Origin of the sequence: Methyloversatilis sp., assembly GCF_030696805.1 — a bacterium.
Classification (GTDB): domain Bacteria; phylum Pseudomonadota; class Gammaproteobacteria; order Burkholderiales; family Rhodocyclaceae; genus Methyloversatilis.
Window position 1 is genome coordinate 68316 of the sequence record NZ_JAUYRO010000117.1, and the last position, 20328, is coordinate 88643.

Consider the following 20328-nt stretch of genomic DNA (forward strand, 5'->3'; position numbering starts at 1 on the left):
ACCGGTCATCGACACGTTGATCCGGCGCTGCCTGCGGACATGTGAGAGCAATGAGGTTCAGCGATGCCGGTTTCCGGTGCTGTCGGGACTGCATCGGGCGCCCGGGCATCGGCAAAAAGCAATTCCCTGATTTGTGCCCGTTCCGCAGCGGTGGGCCAAGCGGCGTTTTCAGGTGTGGTGGCGTGTTCTTGCGCTGCGACGGTTGCGTGCGCCGGATCGATGCGTCCTTGCGCGTCAAAACCTACCAGGCTGTACGTCTCGTTGACGACGATGTCCGGCGCATCGCCTTTCAGCTTCACGTACCAGATGGCCAGACGCAAGGTCTGTCCCGCCATGGCATCAAGCCTTGCCTCGCCGCGCGCCAGCGCGACATACAAGGCATGGGGGACCGCGTGGACACCACTGCTGTCGTCGAGCAGGAAAACATGGGAGGCATGCGCAGCGTCGTCGGCCCCGGCAGTACCGGTGCAGGCCTGTACCGACCGGCCTGAGGCATCGGCCGAGCTGTACACCGGCGCAAAGCCACCGCCCGGCGTGCGAAAGTTGGTGGTCTGCCCCTGATAGATCCGGGCCGCCACCCACTGTACTGCGCCGTTGTAGGCGTAGGCGCGAAGGTCGTACTTCATGGCCTTGGTGGCCCGCTCTGCCGCCGCCGCGCCCGGGTCGTCGATCATCCGTTCGCCCGGTGCAACGATGGTTTGGGCTACGTAATCACCCGCCAGGATGTCCTGCCAGACCCGCTTCGTCAGCTTGTCTCCCCGATAGGCCGCGCGGCTGCCGAAGCCGGCAACGGGTTTGAAGAACAGACTGCGGCGCGCGTCCCACAAGCGCTGCGCATCGCCGGCATCCACCACCTCGGTGTGCGGCACGTGCTCGAGCAGTATTTGCTGCGTGGCATGCGGTACGCCCAGGGCGTGCAGTCGCGCAGCGTCGCTGAACAGCGCGAGGAGCCGCTTGTCGGCGTACAGCGCATGGGCCTGCGGGTGCGGCGTCAGCACCACGGCACGCTGCAGGTACGCTTCACGCAGTGCAGCGCTGCCCGGCTGCTCCAGGTAGAAATCGGTCAAGCGGTTATAGACCAGATCAATGACCAGGTCGCCGTGCCACAGCATGCCATCGCGCCATTCGAGCGCAGCCGGGTCGGCGATGACCGTTCGCAGGCCGTGGCGTTCGAACAATTGCTGGAACAACAGCAACTCGGGGTAGAGGTACTGATCCCGGGGTGCCACGTCGACGATGGCGATGCTGGCCAGTGGTTGCGTGCTTGCGGACGCGCGGGCCGTCTTTCGCGCCAACGCCCACTCGTGCCGGAACATGGCGACGATCTGCTGCTCGAAAGCCGTTACGCTGGCCAGTGTCGGCACCATTGAATCGACTGCCGCGCAGCAGGCATGCTGCGCTCGCGCCAGCACGGCGTTGAGCATGGCGCCGCCAGCGTTGGTGTTGATCTCGATCAGTCCGAGATGCCCTTCACTCAGATGGAAGTCATAGCCGAAGAAAACACCAAGCGGTCCGCACGTCCCGCGCCTTGCGATGTCTGGCGCGGCACCCAGCACCTGCTCCCTGTAGGCCGGAAGAGCCACCACCGATTCGACGGCCTCCATCACCTGTGCCATTCGATGCAGCTGCGGCGTCGCAACGAACACGGGCAGGGCTGCGAAGAGGAACGGGCAGCGCTGCCTGACCATCTCGGCAAGGCCGGGCTGTCCCAGTTCCAGATCGAGGGCATGCGCCAGCGCCCTCCGGTCGAGGCTCAAGCAGAAGCAAGCACTGTTGAGCATGTCGATGGCGCTGCGACGCGCCTTGCGAGGGGGCGGTTGCAGGACATCGTTTGCCGTTGAATCGGCGATCATGTCGTCGGGCGAAGTGTGTTCGGCGATGGGACATCGGTCGCGAGCGCGCCAGAGCACGACGCGCTCACGACTGCTTCATCGGCACGCCGAGGCCTAGCAGGCCATTGCGCGCGAAGCGACCGCCCAGCCCCTTGAAGCCGCCCTCGTTGGCGGCGCCCGTGACAATGCTCGCCACGCTGGCGATCACACCGGCCACACCTTCATCGATGAACCGGCGCAACTCGACACGGATCTCGCCGGAGCAACGCCGCGCCAGCGCCGCGCGGGTCATCAGCCAGGCGCCGGCCACCGTGGGGCAGGAGTGGCCGGCGAGCTTGACGGCATCGACATAACGGTACTCGATGAGCCCGCCATCGACTGCGCCGAGCGCCGGCACAGCGTCGAATAAGGCAGGGGTCTGCATGGCCGGTATTGTCATGCTGACGTCGGCACGCGCAGGTCCAGCCGCTGCCGCACCAACTGGCCGATCGGCACCGCCGGCGAATGCATCAACTCTTCTTCGGTGCGCGCGTGCTCGGCCAACGCTTCGGCGCAGGCAACGATGTCGCGATAACTCGGTCGCGTCGCGGCATGCTGCAACGCATTCAACGCGGCGACGTTGGCCTGATATTCGACATACATCTGCAGTGCCTCGTGTCCATATTGCAGCGGCGGCGGAATCGTGAAATTCATCCTGGGCTCCTCGGCGTTTCAGCGGACATTGCGGATCGGTTTGAAGTCGGGGTGGTCGAAATGGGTGCCGTACTGGTTGACGGCTTCGACTACCTTTTCGAGGCCGAGCGCCGGACGCGTCGTGGCGTTCTTGCCGGCCATGGTATCGGCGGCTGCGCTCAGGTCGGCGATCAACAGGTGCAGCATCGCGTCGGCCTTCGGTTCGAGCTTGCAGTTGGTTACGATGGCGCCGATCTCGCTTTCGACCTGCGCGGCAAGTTCGCGGTAGTGCGCTGGCGAAAGTTTGTCGGCGTGCGCGGCGCCGAGCTGTGGTTCGACGAGGCTGCGGATGCGACCCATGCTGGCCCGCAGCGGCTCGTCGGTGGCCCATTTTCGGCCGTGATCCAGAGTGAGTTTGTGCGGCATCGCGGCGCCGTGATCATGCGCTGTTGTCTGTGCCGCAGTCGTCGGCGTGCCAAGCGCTGCAGCCATTACGGCGGCGGCAATGGCGTTCGCCAAAAAGGTTCGTTTCGGGGTCTTCATATGCATCTCCTTCTGGTTTGTGGCTGGCGTCGCGCGCGGGCGGGTGACCGGCTGATCGAAGAACCGGAAACCGTGCCGCATTGCTGAATGCCCGGGGCGCGGCGAGTGCGGTCTCAACATCCGAATGACGAAACGATATGGCCAACCGGGGGATTCGCTTTGTGCCACGGGGCATCGTTCGCGCATCTCATGCGTACGCGCGACGTTGATCGTTCAGAATCGACGCGTCGCGTGGATTCCGGTCATCCTGTCGATCTTCATTCATGGTTCCTCTTTCCCTATCACCGGCTGCCATCGACGGCAGCAGGCCAGCAGGGTGCGGGGGCATGCACACATCAGGCTCGGTGCAGCAGCATCGTGATCAGCAGTGAAGCATCCTCCAGCGCCCTGACCGCATGCGGCTGTGCGTCGTCGAGGTATACGAGCGTTCCGGGACGCAGCGTTTGCGTGCGTCCATGCGCATCGAGTTCGACCACGCCTGCGAGACACTGGATCGTGATCGATCCGGCGGCGGCATGTTCCTGGAGGACTTTGCCGGCGGGCAGTATCAGTCGGAAGACCTCGATGTGATGGGCGCGTACCAGCGTCATCGAGTCGGTGGCCTTGCCGGATTCGGGCAATGCAGAAATGTCGATCAGATCGCCTGATGCGGCATGAGAAATCGACATGGGTGATCTCCTTCTAAGAAAGTGGCATCAGCGCTGCGCCCGTCAGCGAGCAGGGTCTCGTAAAGGAGAATGGGGAGTCGCGGCGGTCATGACGACGCGCGCACCAGCTCGAGCCGGATGCGTTCGATGGCATGTGAGGGGCTCAGGCCCTTCGGGCACACTTCCGTACAGTTCATGATGGTGCGGCAGCGGTACAGGCGGTACACGTCGTCAAGGAAGGCCAGCCGCTCAACGGTGCCCGTGTCGCGGCTGTCAGCGATGAAGCGGTAGGCTTGGAGCAAGCCCGCCGGACCGATGAATTTGTCCGGATTCCACCAGTACGACGGGCAGAACGCACTGCAGCAGGCGCAAAGAATGCATTCGTAGAGGCCATCGAGACGCTCGCGCTGCTCCGGCGTCTGCAGGTGCTCGCGTTCAGGTGGCGTGCCGTCATCGATCAGATAAGGCTTGATCGCGTGGTAATGCGCAAAGAACTGCGTCATGTCCACCACCAGATCACGGATTACCGGAAAGCCCGGCAGGGGGTGCAACACCACCGGTTCCTTGAGCGCCGACAAAGAGGTCATGCACGCCAGTCCGTTGCGGCCATTGATGTTCATCCCGTCCGAGCCGCACACGCCTTCGCGACATGAGCGGCGGAAGGACAAGCTGTCGTCGACGTCCTTGAGGCGCATCAGTACGTCGAGCAATTTCCTGTCGCCCGGTGCGAGCTCGATGGCGTAGTCCTGCATGCGCGGGTTTTCGCCGCTGTCGGGGTCGTAGCGATAGATGCTGATGTGCATGTCAGAGCCCTCGGCGCGGGTGGTCATGAGACAGGACTCAGGTGCGCCGCCATCGTCAGCGCGACACGAATCACGACCGCGAACAGAATCGCAGCGACGATCGAAAGCACCGACAGACGTGCGGCAGTTGACGGGACGTAGTCGAGCACGATGTCGCGTGCGCCGACCCAGCCGTGCAGGGACAGCGCGGCGAAGAACAGTACGATGATGACGGCGCCGTGCGCACTCGTCGCCAGCGCATGCCAGCGTTCATGGTTCAGTGCCGGACCCAGCAGCAGCAGCGCAGCACCCAGCGCCACAAGCAGCAGCAGCGTCAATGCGCTGGCGCGCTGCACGAGCCATGCCCGCTGGCCGAGAAAGACTTTCACGCCAGCCACCTGATCGCCGCGGCGATGGCGATGATCACCGCCGTCAGGATCACCGCCCATGCGCTGGTGCGCGCCTGATCGAGTGGGCTACCGATGCCGATATCCATCAGCAGATGGCGCACACCGGCCAGCACGTGATGCGCGGCGGCCCATATCAGGGCGAGCAGCAGGAGCCCCCACCATGGCGTGTCGACTGCTTCGCGCAGCGACTCGAACGCGGCTTCGCTGGTGAGCGAACGGTCAAGCACCAGTGCGAGCACGGGAAGACCGAACAACAGCAGCACACCCGAGATTCGGTGCCCGATCGATGCGATCGCGCCGATCGGGAATCGGATACGGAAGATGTTCAGGGATTTCGGAGAGTCGCGGAATGGCGATTGCATGCTTGCCTCCTTGAAGCATCGGTCGCGCGGGCCAGGGCGGCAGGGTGGTTGCTCGAGGAGGGGCGGATTCGATGCGATTCACCGGTGCGGATGCGCCAGGTACGGATGGCCCGAGCACCCACGTCACGAGCGCAACGTTAGGCCACGCTGCCGGGTCCATCTGTACGGAGACGAACGCAATCGACCCCCCGTCGTGCAAGTCCCGCCGCTTGGCGGAGCCGACCGGCCCGCTCAGCGATTGCGAAGGAGGTCGATGACACCAGCCCACCTCGGGGAGGGCCGCGTGCGCTCACGGCCCGGGTGTTGCCGGCGCCCGGCGCGTCAGCCAACGTCGCAGCAGCTTGCGTCCTTCGCCGAACCACAGCACGCCGCTGGCCATCGCCACACACACGCTCCACTGGCTCGCCGAGAGCGGCACGGTGCCAAAAGCGAGGTTGAGGAAAGGCAGGTGCACCACCGCCACTTGCAGCGCGGCCGACAAGGCCACCGCGGCCCACAGCCAGCGATTCGAAAACGCCCCGTGGAACGCCGAGGTACTGGCCGAGCGCGCATTGAAACAGTTGAACAACTGCGTCAGCACCAGCACCGTGAAGGCGGCGGTGCGGGCCAGTTCGAGGCTGTGCGGGCCGACGCCCAGCCAGGCGTCCACCGGCTCTATCAGCCCACCGGGAAGGAACAGGTCCAGCGTCAGCAGGGTCAGCACCGCCATCACGATGCCCGTCTCAAGCACGTTCAGCCCCATGCGCGCATCGATGATGCGCTGGCTGCGCGCTCGCGGCTTGCGCGCCATGACGTCGTCGGCAATCGGGTCCACGCCCATTGCCAGTGCAGGCCCGGTGTCGGTGATGAGGTTGATCCACAGGATCTGCGTGGCCAGCAGCGGCAGCACCACCGCGCCGCCCGAGCCGGTGGCCGTGGCCTCGAGGCCGATGACACCGGCCCCCACCACGCCGACGAACACCGTCAGCACCTCGCCCAGGTTCGATGACAGGAGGTAGCGCAGGAACTTGCGGATGTTGTCGAGCACGCCACGCCCCTCGCGCACCGCCAGCACGAGGGTGGCGAAGTTGTCGTCGGCCAGGATCATGCGCGCCGCTTCCTTGCTCACCTCGGTGCCCGCCATGCCCATCGCCACGCCGATGTCGGCCGCCTTCAGCGCCGGGGCGTCATTGACACCGTCCCCCGTCATGGCCACCACGTTGCCGCTGCCCTGCAGCGCACGCACGATGCGCAGCTTGTGCCGCGGCGCCACGCGGGCGAACACCGATGTCTTGAGCGCGGCGGCGGCAAAGGCCTTGTCGTCGCTCAGCCGGTCGAGCTCGATGCCGGTGAGCACCGGCGCCCCGGCATCGACGATGCCGAGATCGGCTGCGATGCGCGCGGCGGTTCGCGGGTGGTCGCCGGTGATCATGATCACGCGGATGCCGGCCTGGCGGGCTTCGGCGATGGCGACCGCAGCCTCCTCGCGCGGCGGGTCGATGATGCCGACGGTGCCGAGGTATTCCAGTCCCTGCTCCAGAGCCGCCGCTGCAGAAGCATCGTCCGGAATCTGCGCATCCGGCGCCAGCGTGCGGCGCGCCACGGCCAGCGTGCGCAACGCATCGCCGGTCATCGCGGCCACGTCGGCCAGCACCTGCGCATGCAAGGCGTCATCCAGCGCCACCGTGGCCTCGCCCCGGCGGGCGTGGGTGCAATGCGCCAGCAGCACGTCGGGCGCCCCCTTGGTGAAGAGCACGTGCGCATCGCCGTCGCCATGGTCCACCACCAGCACCGACATCATCTTGCGCTGCGAGGTGAAGGGGATTTCGCCGATGCGCGCGTAGCGTTCCTCAGTCCCGGGCGCGGCCTCGCTTTTGGCCGGGTCACCCAGCTTGCGTTCGGCCACCAGGAACGCGGCCTCGGTCGGATCGCCCTGGATGACCCAGGTGCCGGCGTCGTCCTGCTGCAGATGCGCGTTGCTGGCCAGGCTGCCGCCGCGCAGCACGGCCTGCAGCTCCTGGCGCAGCGGGCCTGCGGACAGCTCAGCACCGGCCGCCTCGGCGCGCCCCTTGGGGGCGTAGCCGACGCCGGTGATGTCGCTGCGCCCCGAGGCCGTTATGACCCGCTGCACCGTCATTTCTCCGCGCGTCAGCGTGCCGGTCTTGTCCGATGCAATCACCGACGCCGACCCGAGCGTCTCGACCGACGCCAGCTTCTTGACGATGGCATTGTGGTGCGCCATGCGGCGCACACCCATTGCCAGCACTACCGACAGGATGGCCGGCAGGCCCTCGGGCACGGCGGCCACGGCCAGCGACACACCCAGCAACAGCACCGTGACGGCATCGGCCACGCTTTCGATGTCCGAGGTGAGCAGGATGCTGGCGACCACGACACCCGCGATCGCCAGAGCTGCAATACCCAGCACCTTGCCCAGATGCGCGATCTCGACCTGCAGCGGTGTCGGCGCGTCGGGCGTGCTGTCCAGCAGCGTCGCGATGCCGCCCATCTCGGTCTGCATACCGGTGGCGGTGACGATGGCGCGCCCGGTGCCCTGCGCGACCGCGGTGCCCTTGAAGACCATGTTCAGCCGGTCGCCCAGGGCCGCCACCTCAGACAGCGGCGCGGCATCCTTCAGCACCGGCTCGCTTTCGCCCGTCAGCGGCGCCTCCAGCAGCATCAGCGCGGCGGTCTGCACCAGGCGCGCATCGGCGCCCACGGCGTCGCCCTCGGCGAGCACCAGCAGGTCGCCCTTGACAAGTTCGGCGCTGGGCACCCGGGCCACGTCGCCATCGCGCAGCACGGCCGACGTGGCGGTGGTCATCTTCGCCAGCGCCGCTACCGCCTGTGCTGCCTTGGCCTCCTGCAGCCAGCCCAGCACTGCGTTCAGTACTACCACGGCGGCGATGACGATGGCGTCCAGCGGCCAGCCCGCCGCACCCGGCTGACCCCGGCCTTCTAACCACCAGGCGGCCAGGGCCACGGCCGCAGCTGCGCCAAGCAGGTAGACCAGCGGGTCCTGCAACTGAGCCAGCATGCGCCGCCAGCCCGGCACGGGGGGTATGACGCGCAGTTCGTTGGGACCGTCCGTATGCAGCCGCCGCGCGGCTTCTTCGGCACCGAGGCCGTTCGACAGGTCGGTATCGAGCGCCGATGCCAGGTCGGTGAAGTCGATCAGCGACGGGTCGCCTGATCGCGCGCCGCGCCGCGCGTCGGCGGGAGCTACCGGGGGCACGGACTGCACCTGTCGAGAGCGTCGCCCCGGTCATCGAAGCAGGGATCTTTCACGTCGCCGACGGCGAAGTCTTGCAGGTTCGTCGTTTGTCGAAGCATGGTGTGCCAGCTTTCATCTGTCTCGAATACGAGGCGCCTGTACCGGGCAGGGGCCGCAAAAAGCACGGCGGCTGTTCGGTCCGCCGGGCGTCGCACCTCGGGGTACGGTGCTTCAAGATGCGCATCAAGAGGTGATGCGTCGGTGCGATGACGTACAGGGCAGCCTCTTTGCCGGCGCGGGATATACTCGTCTCGCCGGTCGGGAGCCTTGGTGCCTGGGAAATGAGGCGTGCTCCGGCTCGAAAGCTCACGCTCTGCCGCTGGCTCGTCCGGCGCCCGCCCGGGCGTTCCATTTCGGGCGCACGAATGGGAGGCGAGTCATCTTGAAGGCACTGCTGCTGAAGTACTGGGAACGCCTGCGATCCAGTTTCTGGTTCTTGCCCGCGGCCATGGCGTGCCTGGCCGTGGCGCTCGCGTTCGCCGCCGTCGCACTTGATCGGGCTGTCACCGATGACTGGCTCGAGCGTCTGGGATGGCGCTATTCCGGCGGTGCCGAGGGCGCAAGCCTGATGCTGGGCACCGTGGCCGGGTCGATGATCGCCATCGCCGGCACCGTGTTCTCGATGACGCTGGTGGCGATGTCGCTGGCGTCGTCACAGCTGGGGCCCCGCCTGCTGCGCAACTTCATGCGCGACACCTCCAACCAGGTGGTGCTGGGCACCTTCGTCGCCACCTTCGTTTACTGCCTGCTCGTGCTGCGCACCATCCGGCGCGCCGACGAGGTGGCTTTCGTGCCTCAGCTTTCCGTCAGCATCGGTGTGCTGCTGGCCTTGGTCAGCATAGGGGTGCTGATCTACTTCATCCATCATGTGTCAGTGTCGATCCAGGCGGACGTGGTCGTGGCCCGGGTCAGCCGGGAACTGGATGACGGGATCGGCAGGATGTTTCCCGGGCACCTCGGCAAATCGCAATCGGAAGCGCCGAACCCGCCGGATGCAGCCGAACTGCCGGCTGCATTCGCGCACGAGGCGCGTCCAGCGGGGGCGCTGGAAGACGGTTATCTCCAGTTGATCGATGCCGACGCCCTGATGGAACTTGCCCGTGAGCAGGATCTGCTGCTGCAGCTGGAATGCCGGCCCGGGCACTACCTCGTCCACGGCCAGACGATGGTCATGGTCTGGCCGGGCGATCGAATGAACGACGAACTGGTGCACCAGCTGAACGCCGCCTTCGTGCTCGGCAACCAGCGCACCGCCACCGAGGACATCGAATTCTCCTTCCTGCAGTTGGTCGAGATCGCGGTGCGGGCGCTGTCGCCGGGCATCAACGACCCATTTACGGCAATCGCCTGCGTGGACAGGCTGGGATCGGCCCTTTGCCGGCTTGCCCGCAGTGACATGCCGTCGCCCTTCCGGTTCGACGATCTCGGGCAACTGCGGCTGGTGGCGACCGGGTACACCTTTGCAGGCATCACGGACACGGCCTTCAACCAGATCAGGCAGAACGCGCGATCGAATCCGGCTGTGGCGATCCGCATGCTCGATGCCATCGCCCGGATCGCCTGTCACGTGCGAAGCGCGTCGGACGCGGCCTGCCTGCGCCGCCACGCCGACATGATCGTCCGAGGCGCGCGCGAGGCGGTGCCGGAAGCGGGCGATCGGCTCGACGTCGAGGCGCGCTACATGGCCGCGGCACAGGCGTTGCGCAGCTTTCGTGTTGAGCCCGGTGATCAGACGGGCAATCGATTCCTCGCTTAGGGCCGGGCACTGTCTTGCCGTTGCATGCGCGAACTGCGTTACAGTCCTGCCCGGTCGTCATGCCTTGTCTGCAGGAGTCGAACGTGAAAATTTTCCTGGCGGCGCTGGTGCTGCTGGCGGTGCTTGCATTCTGGCTATGGACGCCGGACCGCGCGCTGGCCGAACTCGAGGCGCGCTACCTCGCGGCACCCGGCGACATGCTCGAGGTGGCCGGCACCCGGCTGCATGTGCGCGACAGCGGGCCGAAGGACGCGCCGGCGCTGATCATGCTGCACGGCTTCGGCGCGAGTCTGCATACCTGGGAGCCGTGGGCGCAGTCGTTGGCCGGCGACTACCGGGTGATCCGTTTCGACCTGCCGGGCAGCGGCCTGAGCCCGCCGGACACCACCGGCGACTACACCGACGCACGCAGCATGCAGATCGTGGCTGCGCTGATGGACAGCCTCGGCGTGGCGCGCGCGACGCTCGTCGGCAATTCGATGGGCGGTCGCGTCGCGTGGACGTTTGCCGCGACGCAGCCGGCGCGCGTCGACAAGCTGGTACTGCTGTCGCCCGACGGTTTCGCGAGCCCCGGTTTCGAATATGACAAGGTGCCGGAGGTGCCGGCGCTGATGTCGCTGATGCGCCACTGTCTGCCGCGCTTCATGCTGAAGATGAGTCTGGAGCCGGCCTACGCCGACAAGGCGGTGCTGACCGACGCGATGACCGATCGCTACCACGACCTGCTGCTGGCACCGGGCGGGCGCGACGCGATGATGCAGCGCATGGCGCAGGTGAAACTGGTCGATCCGGTGCCGTTGCTCAAGCGCATCGCCGCGCCCACGCTGCTCCTGTGGGGCGAGCAGGACGCGATGATTCCGGTCGCCAATGCGGCTGACTACAAGGCGGCCATCGCCGATGCCACCGTGGTGACCTTGCCGGGCGTCGGCCACCTGCCGCATGAAGAAGCCCCGGCGCGCGCACTCGAACCGGTGCTCGCCTTCCTGAAGCGCTGAGCGCGGCCTGGATCAATTGCGGCGCGGGTCCGGTACCACGCGGTCGAGCACCTTGGCCGATGCGATCACGCCCGGCACACCGGCGCCCGGGTGGGTGCCGGCGCCGACCAGATACAGGTTGTCCACCTCTTCGCTCTGGTTGTGCGGACGGAACCACGCGCTCTGGGTCAGCACGGGTTCCAGGCTGAAGGCGGCGCCATTGACCGAATTCAGCCGGTCCTGGAAATCCTGCGGCGTAAGCATCATCGAAGTGACGATTTCGTCCGCCAGCCCGGGCAGGATGGAATCGCTCAGGTATTTCTCGACCGCCTTGCGATACGGCTCGGCTTTTTCGCGCCAGTCCGTGCCGCTGCCCAGATGTGGCACCGGCGACAGCACGTAGAAAGCATCGCAGCCGTCCGGCGCCAGCGAGGTGTCGGTTTTCGTCGGCCGGTGCAGATAGAGGCTGAAGTCGTCGGCCACCACCTTGTTGCGGAAGATGTCGGTCAGCAGGCCTTCATAACGCGGGCCGAGCAGGATGGTGTGGTGCTGCACGTCCGGGTACTGGCGGCGCGTGCCGAAGTACCACACGAACAGGCTCATCGAATACTTCGACTTCTCCAGGCGTCGGTCGGTCCAGCGCCGGCGATGCTCCGGCGCCACCAGCTTGCGGTAGGTCCAGGCCGCATCGGCATTCGACACCACGACATCGGCCGCGATGACTTCGCCCGATGCGAGCGTCACGCTGCGCGCGCGCCGGTTGGCCACATCAATGGATGCAACTTCGGCATTCATGCGTACGGTGCCGCCCTGGCCCTCGATCAGCCCGATCATGCCGTTGACAATCCGGCCGGTGCCGCCCATCGCGAAATGCACCCCCCAGCGCCGCTCCAGATGCGAAATGAGGCAAAGGATGGAGGTGGTCGTGAACGGGTTGCCGCCGATCAGCAAGGGGTGAAAGCTCAGCACCGTTCGGATGCGTTCGTTCTTCACGTAGCTGGCGACCATCCCGTACACCGTGCGGTAGCTCTTCAGTCGTACCAGTTCGGGCGCAATCTTCAGCATCGTTGTCCAGTCGGCAAAAGAAATGTCGACCAGCTGGGTGAAGCCGACGTCGAAGATGGCTTCGGCCTGCTTCATGAAACGTTCGTAACCGTCGACGTCGTCGGGCGCGAAGCGGGCGATTTCGCGCCGCATGGTTTCCGGGTCGCCGGAATAGTCGAGGTGCTCGCCGTCGTCGAAGCGGATGCGGTAGAAGGGCGCGACCGGGCGCAGGTCGACATCGTCGGAAAAGCGCTTGCCGCACAGCGCCCACAGTTCTTCCAGCAGGAAGGGCGCGGTGACGATGGTCGGCCCGCCGTCGAAGGTGAATCCGTCCTGCCTGTATACATAGGCCCGACCACCCGGTGCATCGAGTTTTTCGAGCACGGTGACGTGGTAGCCGCGGGCGCCGAGGCGAATCGCCGCGGCGAGGCCGCCGAAACCGGCGCCGATGACGAGGGCGTGCGGTCGGTCGGACTGGGGTGGGGGTGTCGTGAAGGCGGTCATTCGGGTCGGGTCAGTCTGCAAGGTCACTGAGACAAGGATTTCCAGGCAAGGCCACCGGGGCAAAGCTCGCGGAGCAGGCTCGCTCGGGTGCGTCGGCGGCGAGAATCATTGCATGGCGTCAGCCGGCAATTGACCGTGTGGCACAACAAAAGCTCCGCCCGGGCAGCCGGCAGATTGCAGGCGCGGCTTTCAGCGCCCATGGCTGAGGTCGGCGACAAGCCGCTCTGCTGCGCGGCGCCCGGACAGCAGGGCCATCGGAATGCCCGGGCCGGGGTGCACCGAGCCGCCGGCCAGATACAGGCCGGCAATGGCGCTGGCTGCGCCGGGTCGCGCGAAACTGCCCATCGAGCCATGGTTGGCGCGGCCATACAGCGCGCCGCCAGTGGCCGGAAACAGCTGGTTGAAACCGTGCGGCGTGGTGGCGACCGCGTCCATCGACGCGCGGTCGATGTCGAGCCCGCAGCGGCGCATCAGGTCGAAGGCGTTGTCGGCAAGCCGGGCGACTTCGGCATCACCGAACGGCCGGGTATCGCCGTCGGCGGGTGCGTTGATCAGCACCAGCAGGCGTTCGCGATCGAGCGCTGGCGCCTCGGCGTCATCAGGGGTATCGGCGCGGTCCTGCGCGCACACATAGACGGTCGGCGCATCAACGATGCTGCGCCGCTGAAACACCGCGGCGAATTCGTCCGGGTAGTTTTCGGCGAAGAACACATTGTGGTGGTGCAGCGGAAAGCCTCGCGTGCGGCCATGAACGCACCAGGTGATCGCTGACAGCGAGCGCTCGGCCGGCTTGATGACGGGTGCGGCCGGCTGTACGGCCGACCCGAGCAGGCCGGTCGCGAGCGCCGACACGTCGCCGTTGAACACCACGCGTTCGCAGTCGATGACTTCGCCACCGGCCAGCCGAACGCCGGCGACCCGACCGGCGCGCAGCACGATTTCCTCGACCTGGCAGCCGAAGCGGAAGCGCGCGCCATGCCGCTCGGCCAGCGTTTGCAGCGCGTCGGCCACGCGACGCATGCCGCCTTCGACGATCCATACCCCGTCCTGCTCAACGTGCGCGATCAGCATCAAGGTGGCCGGCGCGCGCAACGGTGACGAGCCGACATAGGTGGCGTAGCGACCGAACAGCTGGCGCAGGCGCGGATCGCGGAAGTACTGGCCGAGCGCGCCCCACAGCGTGCTCATCGGCTGGGTGCGCCAGAGCGCGCCGAGGTTGGCGAAGCCGACGCGCTGCGTCAGTTCGATCGCCGACGGCCGCTGGCCATCGATGAAGGGGCCGCGCAGCGTCTGGTAGATCTCGCGGCTGCGCGCGCAGAAGGCGCGATAGCCGGCGGCATCGTGTGCGCCGGCGAAGTCGCCGATCGCCTCGACGCTGCGTTCGATGTCGGCAAACAGGTCGAGCCGGCCGCCTTCCCGCCAGGCGTGGCGCGCCAGCACCGAGGTCGTGTGCAAGGTGAGTGCGTCGGTCAGCGAGGCGCCTGCGTCGGCGAACAATGACTCGAAGGCCCAGCGCATCGTGAATACGGTCGGGCCGCCATCGATGGCGGCGCTGCCCACCTTCACTTCACGCATCTTGCCGCCGGGCGCAGGGGCGCGCTCGAGCAACTGCACGTCGAGGCCCTGACGCGCCAGATCGACCGCCGCCGACAGTCCGCCCATGCCGGCGCCGATGACCACCACCCGTTCAGACGCCACGCCGGCCTTTCACGCGCGTTGCCCGGCCGGCATCGCCGCGCGCGGACGCCCCAGCTTGCGCCACTGATACAGGATGATGGCCAGCCCGACGGTCAGCGGAATCGCCCACAGCACCGGGTGCAGCGCCAGCGTCGGGAAGGTGCGCACCGCGCCGAAAGCGAAGAAGGCCGTGTAGACCGAAATGCCGGCGCCGACCAGCGCCTTGATGTGTTCGCGCAGCCAGTCATTGGCCGCCGGCTGGCGCTTGTACAGGAACCACAGATTGGTGCCGACCGTCGCCCAGCCGATCAGCGATACGCCCAGCATCAGCGGCTGGCCGATCAGCAGACCCTGCACCGCGCAGTTCGTGGCGGTGATGAAGGTCGCCGCCTGCAGGCCGAGATTCACCGATTCCCGGTTGGCCGCGTGGTCGCGCCGGTTGCGGATGCACTGCCAGCCGTACCAGGCCAGGTTCAGCGTCAATGTGGCGAGTGCCAGCATCATCCAGCCGAAAATGGCGCGCACCAGCGCCGGGTCGCGGAAATCGGCGTGTTCCGTCAGGTGCGGATGGGTCGACACCGGGTCGGCCAGCGTACACAGGCTGATGCCGATCGCCGCGGTGCCGGTCAGCAGCATGGTCACCGTGAACACCTTGCCGACGTTGCGGTGCGCGATGCCGCCCTTCTTCGCGAACACCGGCACCCAGAACGCGAGCAGGCCGGTTGCGCCGGTCACGATGTGACTGGCGACGAAGAGGTGGAACAGCTCGGACACGGACATCGTTGCGCGCTCGACAGGCCCTGCCAAAGGTGAGCGGCGGAGGCTCACTGCCCCCTCAAGCGGGTGCTTGAGGTATTGACACTTCGCACTGTAACCTCAGGCGGACAGATTCGGTATCGTGCAGTGCGGCATGCCGGATTCGGGTCCGACACCTATACTCGGGGCGCGAGGGAAGCGCGCCGCCCGTCGGAGCGCCCGCTGCACTGCCCGACTGACCGACAGACACAGCAACGCACACAGCACAACGCACACGGATTGCGGCCGACGTGACAGCTTTTCCTTCGGGCCTCGATGCGAGCCCGACCTACATTCCGCCGCGCCCGCAGGCGCTGTCGCCCATCATTTCGCTGTTCCGGCTGATCGCGCAGGGCGATGGCGACCTGCTGAGCCTGCTGCCGGCCGATGCCTACCGCGTGCCGGTCGGTCACCTGGGCTATTCGCGGCGACAGATACTGATCGTCAATGATCCGCAGCTCTACCGCAGCATCCTGACCGACCCGACCGACATCTATCCGAAGAACGACCTGATGGTGGGTGCGCTCGAACCGCTGGTCGGCAACTCGATCTTCGTGTCGTCCGGCGACACCTGGCGCAAGCAGCGCCGCATGATCGATCCGGCCTTTTCGCACATGCGGCTCGGCCAGGCGTTTCCGTCGATGGCGGCCGGCGTCGATGCCTATGAAGACAAGCTGCGCGAGCAGGCACTGACCGGCAAAGCCTTTTCGCTCGATCTGGCGATGAGCCACCTGACGGCCGACATCATCTGCCGCACGGTGTTTTCGACTTCGTTCGACACGAAGGCGTCGCGCGAGGTGTTCGACGCGTTCACGCTGTTCGAGCGCAGCGTGGCCCAGGTCGAGTGGAAGCGGCTCATTTTCGATCCGGCATGGAAGCGCGTCGATCAGCGCCCGGACGTCGAAGCCGCCTGCCACATCATCCGCGAGCGGCTGGGTGAGCTGGTCGATACGCATCTGACCGGGCCGATCACGCGCTGGAACGACATCGCTGCCGAAATGGTGAATGCCGAAGACCCGGAGACCGGCGACCATTTCGACCGCAAGGAGCTGATCGACCAGCTCGGCGTCATGTTCCTCGCCGGCCACGAAACCACGGCCAGCGTGCTGACCTGGGTGTTCTTCATCCTGAGTTCGCAGCACGACACGGTGGCGCGCATGCGCGCCGAGGTGAGCGCAGTGGTGGGCGAGGGCGACATCGGCTTCGAGCACATCCGCCGGCTCACCTTCACGCGCAACGTGTTCCGCGAAACCATGCGGCTGTACCCGCCGATCACCTTCATTCCGCGCGTGGCGGCCGAGGCGACGCAGATCGGCAAGTACCGGGTGAAGCGAGGCGCGATGATCATGATTTCGCCGTGGACCATCCACCGCAACGAGAATTACTGGCGCAACGCCCACCACTTCGATCCCGACCGCTTCAGCACCGAACGCGAGCACGAACTGGTGCCTGGCGCCTATCTGCCGTTCGGGCTCGGGCCGCGCGTGTGCGTCGGCGCCGCCTTTGCGACCACCGAAGCGACGCTGATCCTGGCGCGGCTGGTGCGCCGTTTCGATTTCAGTGCGCTCGACGCCGACGCGGTGCGCCCGGTGGCGCGCCTGACGACGCGGCCGAAGCACCAGATCATGTGCCGCGTGCGTCTGCGCGAGCGGGCCGGCGCATGAAGCCGGTCGTGCTGATCACGCTCGGCCGCCTGCCCAAGGGGCTGGATCTGGCGCGCAGCTTTCATCGGCTGGGCTGGCGCGTCATCGTCGCCGAACCGTTCCGATGGCATCTGAGCGCGATGTCGAATGCGGTGGCGCGGCGCTACACGGTGACCGCGCCGGCGCTCAGTCGCGAGCGCTATCTGGACGAGTTGCGCGACATCGTGCTCAAGGAAGGCGTCGACCTGGTCGTGCCGGTGTCGGAAGAAATCATGCATGCCAGCCATCTGGCCGGTCGGCTGCCGGTCGGTGTGCAGCTGTTTGCCATGCCGCCCGAGGTGCTGATGCCGCTGCACGACAAGCTGCAGTTCATCGGCCGCTGCCGCGATTACGGCGTGGCCGCACCGGCCACCTGTGCGCTGGGCACGCCGGGTGCTGCCGATCTGGCGCAGGCCGGCGACCACATCGTGAAGCCGGTCTATTCGTGCTCCGGTCGTGGCGTGCGGTTCCGCCGGCAGGGCGAAGCGCTGCCCGAGGTCACGCCCGGCCAGCCGGCCATCGTTCAGCGCTGGGTCAAGGGCAATGTGCTGAGCACCTTCTCGATCGCTGCCGCCGGCCAGCCGCTGGTGACCGTGGTGTATCGCGGCGCGGTCATGTCGGGCACCGTGTCCGTGTGCTTCGAGCGCGTCACCGAGGACGACCCGCAGCACCGGCCGGTCATCGACTGGGTGAGCCGGTTCATCGCCGCAGCAGGCTTCACCGGCTTCATATCGTTCGACCTGGTGGTGGATGCCGACGGCCAGGCGCACGGCATCGAGTGCAATCCGCGCGCCACCAGCGGGCTGCATTTCGTCGATCCGGACGATCTGGCGCGCGCCGTCGTGGCGCCGGATGGCGTGCTGGACGGGACGCAGCCGGTACGTTTCCGCAAGCAGTCGCTGTTGCAGCAGTTCTATCCCTGTCTGACCGAGGTGCAGAAGTCGATGTTCAGCCCGAAGGCTTTCGGGCCGGACTTCCGGCGCAACCTGGCGCGCTTTGTGCGGGCGCGCGACGTGACCTGGCAATGGCGCGATCCGCTGCCCTTCATCACGATGCCGCTGACCGCGTCGCAGATCATCTGGCTGTCGATCCGCAGCGGTGCGACCTTTGGCGAGGTCGCCACGCTCGATGTCGGGCTGTACGCGCCGGACGAGGCGGCGGCCGCATCCGGCAACCTGCCGGGCTTGACTGCACCGACCGACCCGGACACGCCGTCCGTCCCCTCTTCGCCGTCCGCAGTGTCCTGAGTTCGCTGGACAGCCCACAAGTGTCACTCTAAAGTGACACGCCGCGACGCAGGCGCGTCGATCAATCCGGGTGCGCGCAGCGCGCGGCCCTGAACAGAGGTTTGTCGATGTCACAACCCTTCCCGTTCTCGGCCATCGTTGGCCAGGACGAAATGAAACTGGCCATTCTGGTCGCCACGGTCGATGCGTCGATCGGCGGCGTGCTGGTGTTCGGCGACCGCGGGACCGGCAAGTCGACCGCGGTGCGCGCGCTGGCGGCGCTGCTGCCGAAGATGCGCGCGGTCGTCGGCTGCCCCTATCAGTGCGATCCGGCCGATGGCGCGCCGTGCTGCGCGCAGTGCGCGGCCGGCAAGGCCACGCTGAAGAGCCACCTCGTGCCGGTGCCGGTGGTTGACATGCCGCTCGGCGCGACGGAAGACCGGGTGGTCGGCGCGCTCGACCTCGAACGCGCGCTGACGCGCGGTGAAAAGGCTTTCGAGCCCGGCCTGCTGGCGCGTGCCAACCGTGGCTTCCTGTATATCGACGAGGTAAATCTGCTGGAAGACCATCTGGTCGACCTGCTGATCGACGTCGCCGCCTCGGGCGAAAACCTGGTCGAGCGCGAAGGTCTGAGCGTGCGCCATCCGGCCCGCTTCGTCATCGTCGGCAGCGGCAATCCGGAAGAGGGCGAACTTCGCCCGCAATTGCTTGACCGTTTCGGCCTGTCGGTCGAGGTGACGACGCCGACAGACCTGCCGACCCGGGTCGAAGTGGTGCGCCGGCGCGATGCCTACGAGCGCGACCGCGATGCCTTCGTGGCGCACTGGAAGAAGCACGACGACAAGTTGCGCAAGAAGATCGTCGCCGCGCGCGAACGTCTGCCCGGCGTGAAGGTACCCGACGGCGTGGTCGAGCAGGCGGCCCGCCTGTGCATGGCGCTCGGCACCGACGGTCTGCGCGGCGAATTGACGCTGATCCGCGCCGCCCGCGCACTGGCTGCCTTCGACGGCGACGACGCGGTGAGCGATGCCCACCTGCGCCGCATCGCGCCGCCCGCGCTGCGCCACCGGCTGCGCCGCGATCCGCTGGATGACGCCGGTTCCGGCGCGCGTGTCGATCGCGCGGTGGAAGACCTGTTTGGAAACTAGGGCAAGACCGGGCGACGACCGGGCGACGGTCGTCGATGACCCCTGGTTGCGCGCCGCGCTGGCTTGCGCGCTGTGCGCGGTCGATCCGGTCGGCACCGGTGGCGTACGCCTGCACGCCCAGGCCGGACCGGTGCGCGACGCCTGGCTCGCACAGTTGCGCGACATGCTGCCGCCCGGCACGCCGATGCGCCGGGTGCCGTTCAACGTCACCGACGGCCGTCTGCTCGGCGGGCTGGACCTGACCGCCACGCTGCGTGCCGGCCGGCCGGTGGCCGAGCGCGGCCTGCTGGTCGATGCGCACGGCGGCTTCGTGCTGCTGGCGATGGCCGAGCGCCTGCCGCCCGGCACGGCCGCCCGCGTCACCGCGGTGATGGACGCCGGCGAAGTGGCACTGGCCCGTGATGGCATCGCGCTGACCAGCGCGGCGGCATTCGCCGTGATCGCGCTCGACGAGGGGCTGGAGGACGAGCCGCTGTCGACAGCGCTGTGCGACCGGCTGGCCTTCCATCTCGATCTGGATGGCCTGCGCGCCCAGACCTGCACCCCGCTCCCGGTGAGCGCCGCCGACATCGAACGGGCGCGCGCCCGTCTGCCTGTGGTCGCCGTGCCGCCCGGCGCCACCGAGGCGTTGGCGGCCACGGCGCTCGCGCTCGGTGTCTCGTCGATGCGCGCACTGCTGCAGTCGGTCCGGGTGGCGCGCGCCGCCGCAGCGCTCGACGGCCGCGATGCGGTGGCCGCAGACGACGTGACGCTGGCCGCCCAGCTCGTTCTGGCACCGCGTGCCACGCAGTTCCCGACCACTGAAACGCCGCCCGACCAGGCTGAAGCCTCGCCGCCGGAGCCGGACGACACGCACCCTGAAGACTCGCCGCCGCCCGAACCCGAAGCCGGGCAGGACGCGTCGGACAGCGACACGCAGCCACCGGACGACCGGCCGCTGGACGATGTGGTCCTGCAGGCGGCGCAGGCAGCGATTCCCCCCGGCTTGCTGGCGCGCCTGCAGGCTGCCGCCGGGCGCCTG

Annotated in this window: 17 protein-coding genes and 1 pseudogene; 6 read left to right on the forward strand and 12 right to left on the reverse strand. The window is 67.3% G+C overall.

What is annotated here, in order from left to right; genetic code table 11:
• Nucleotides 1-5 precede the first annotated feature (5 nt).
• From Q8R75_RS19025 to Q8R75_RS19065, 9 genes are all read right to left on the reverse strand, one after another.
• Nucleotides 6-1853 (reverse strand): hypothetical protein, encoded by a 1848-nt coding sequence (locus tag Q8R75_RS19025; RefSeq protein ID WP_305611411.1) that lies wholly within the window; start codon nt 1851-1853, stop codon nt 6-8.
• A gap of 64 nt (nt 1854-1917) precedes the next feature.
• The gene (locus tag Q8R75_RS19030) at nt 1918-2256 is read right to left on the reverse strand and encodes a hypothetical protein (RefSeq protein WP_305611412.1); all 339 of its coding nucleotides are present in this window, start codon (nt 2254-2256) and stop codon (nt 1918-1920) included.
• An 11-nt stretch (nt 2257-2267) separates the two neighbouring features.
• Entirely contained in the window at nt 2268-2525 is a 258-nt protein-coding gene (locus tag Q8R75_RS19035; RefSeq protein WP_305611413.1) for a hypothetical protein, read from the reverse strand.
• 18 nt (nt 2526-2543) lie between these two features.
• Nucleotides 2544-3047, reverse strand: coding sequence for a hypothetical protein (locus Q8R75_RS19040; RefSeq protein WP_305626993.1), 504 nt, complete (start codon nt 3045-3047; stop codon nt 2544-2546).
• A gap of 335 nt (nt 3048-3382) precedes the next feature.
• Nucleotides 3383-3715 carry a cupin domain-containing protein gene (locus tag Q8R75_RS19045; RefSeq protein WP_305611416.1) on the reverse strand — a complete coding sequence of 111 codons (333 nt, stop codon included), beginning with the start codon at nt 3713-3715 and terminating at the stop codon, nt 3383-3385.
• 86 nt (nt 3716-3801) lie between these two features.
• A complete protein-coding gene (locus Q8R75_RS19050) occupies nt 3802-4497 on the reverse strand; it encodes a succinate dehydrogenase iron-sulfur subunit (RefSeq protein ID WP_305611430.1) in 696 nt (231 codons plus the stop codon).
• A 23-nt stretch (nt 4498-4520) separates the two neighbouring features.
• A complete protein-coding gene (gene sdhD / locus Q8R75_RS19055) occupies nt 4521-4865 on the reverse strand; it encodes a succinate dehydrogenase, hydrophobic membrane anchor protein (RefSeq protein WP_305611418.1) in 345 nt (114 codons plus the stop codon).
• Entirely contained in the window at nt 4862-5248 is a 387-nt protein-coding gene (sdhC, locus tag Q8R75_RS19060) for a succinate dehydrogenase, cytochrome b556 subunit (RefSeq protein ID WP_305611419.1), read from the reverse strand. Before sdhC ends, sdhD begins: the two co-directional genes overlap by 4 nt.
• Nucleotides 5249-5537: 289 nt before the next feature.
• Nucleotides 5538-8462, reverse strand: a complete 2925-nt coding sequence (locus tag Q8R75_RS19065) for a cation-translocating P-type ATPase (RefSeq protein WP_305611420.1) — start codon at nt 8460-8462, stop codon at nt 5538-5540.
• A 421-nt stretch (nt 8463-8883) separates the two neighbouring features.
• Between Q8R75_RS19065 and Q8R75_RS19070 the strand changes: the two genes are divergently transcribed.
• Together Q8R75_RS19070 and Q8R75_RS19075 are read left to right on the forward strand one after the other, a co-directional pair.
• Nucleotides 8884-10257 carry a DUF2254 domain-containing protein gene (locus tag Q8R75_RS19070; protein ID WP_305611421.1) on the forward strand — a complete coding sequence of 458 codons (1374 nt, stop codon included), beginning with the start codon at nt 8884-8886 and terminating at the stop codon, nt 10255-10257.
• 83 nt (nt 10258-10340) lie between these two features.
• Nucleotides 10341-11252 (forward strand): alpha/beta fold hydrolase, encoded by a 912-nt coding sequence (locus tag Q8R75_RS19075; protein WP_305611422.1) that lies wholly within the window; start codon nt 10341-10343, stop codon nt 11250-11252.
• 12 nt (nt 11253-11264) lie between these two features.
• Here the strand turns inward: Q8R75_RS19075 and Q8R75_RS19080 are convergent, their stop codons facing one another.
• The 3 genes from Q8R75_RS19080 to Q8R75_RS19090 all read right to left on the reverse strand — a co-directional run bounded on the left by Q8R75_RS19080 (nt 11265) and on the right by Q8R75_RS19090 (nt 15236).
• A complete protein-coding gene (locus Q8R75_RS19080) occupies nt 11265-12806 on the reverse strand; it encodes a phytoene desaturase (protein ID WP_305626990.1) in 1542 nt (513 codons plus the stop codon).
• Between the two features lie 162 nt (nt 12807-12968).
• Nucleotides 12969-14477: a 1-hydroxycarotenoid 3,4-desaturase CrtD gene (gene crtD, locus Q8R75_RS19085; RefSeq protein ID WP_305611424.1), complete on the reverse strand. Its 1509-nt coding sequence runs from the start codon at nt 14475-14477 to the stop codon at nt 12969-12971.
• Nucleotides 14478-14486: 9 nt separating this feature from the next.
• Nucleotides 14487-15236, reverse strand: a complete 750-nt coding sequence (locus Q8R75_RS19090) for a hypothetical protein (protein ID WP_305663826.1) — start codon at nt 15234-15236, stop codon at nt 14487-14489.
• A 266-nt stretch (nt 15237-15502) separates the two neighbouring features.
• Between Q8R75_RS19090 and Q8R75_RS19095 the strand changes: the two genes are divergently transcribed.
• The 4 genes and pseudogenes from Q8R75_RS19095 to bchD form a co-directional block, all read left to right on the forward strand.
• Complete coding sequence (locus Q8R75_RS19095) at nt 15503-16915, forward strand: cytochrome P450 (RefSeq protein ID WP_305611426.1); 1413 nt, start codon at nt 15503-15505, stop codon at nt 16913-16915.
• Nucleotides 16912-18180, forward strand: a complete 1269-nt coding sequence (locus tag Q8R75_RS19100) for an ATP-grasp domain-containing protein (protein WP_305611428.1) — start codon at nt 16912-16914, stop codon at nt 18178-18180. Before Q8R75_RS19095 ends, Q8R75_RS19100 begins: the two co-directional genes overlap by 4 nt.
• A gap of 107 nt (nt 18181-18287) precedes the next feature.
• Nucleotides 18288-19307: a magnesium chelatase ATPase subunit I gene (gene bchI / locus Q8R75_RS19105; protein WP_305611429.1), complete on the forward strand. Its 1020-nt coding sequence runs from the start codon at nt 18288-18290 to the stop codon at nt 19305-19307.
• Nucleotides 19297-20328: pseudogene (gene bchD, locus Q8R75_RS19110) on the forward strand (magnesium chelatase ATPase subunit D); the annotation flags it as partial. The gene bchI and the pseudogene bchD, both read left to right, overlap by 11 nt.

Bases quoted from the DNA above. Each gene is read 5' to 3' on its own strand.
- bchI (WP_305611429.1), top strand. From the start codon at position 18,288: ATGTCACAACCCTTCCCGTTCTCGGCCATCGTTGGCCAGGACGAAATG.
- Q8R75_RS19045 (WP_305611416.1), bottom strand. From the start codon at position 3,715: ATGTCGATTTCTCATGCCGCATCAGGCGATCTGATCGACATTTCTGCA.
- Q8R75_RS19090 (WP_305663826.1), bottom strand. From the start codon at position 15,236: ATGTCCGTGTCCGAGCTGTTCCACCTCTTCGTCGCCAGTCACATCGTG.
- Q8R75_RS19025 (WP_305611411.1), bottom strand. From the start codon at position 1,853: ATGATCGCCGATTCAACGGCAAACGATGTCCTGCAACCGCCCCCTCGC.
- Q8R75_RS19100 (WP_305611428.1), top strand. From the start codon at position 16,912: ATGAAGCCGGTCGTGCTGATCACGCTCGGCCGCCTGCCCAAGGGGCTG.
- Q8R75_RS19050 (WP_305611430.1), bottom strand. From the start codon at position 4,497: ATGCACATCAGCATCTATCGCTACGACCCCGACAGCGGCGAAAACCCG.
- Q8R75_RS19030 (WP_305611412.1), bottom strand. From the start codon at position 2,256: ATGCAGACCCCTGCCTTATTCGACGCTGTGCCGGCGCTCGGCGCAGTC.
- Q8R75_RS19035 (WP_305611413.1), bottom strand. From the start codon at position 2,525: ATGAATTTCACGATTCCGCCGCCGCTGCAATATGGACACGAGGCACTG.
- sdhC (WP_305611419.1), bottom strand. From the start codon at position 5,248: ATGCAATCGCCATTCCGCGACTCTCCGAAATCCCTGAACATCTTCCGT.
- Q8R75_RS19040 (WP_305626993.1), bottom strand. From the start codon at position 3,047: ATGAAGACCCCGAAACGAACCTTTTTGGCGAACGCCATTGCCGCCGCC.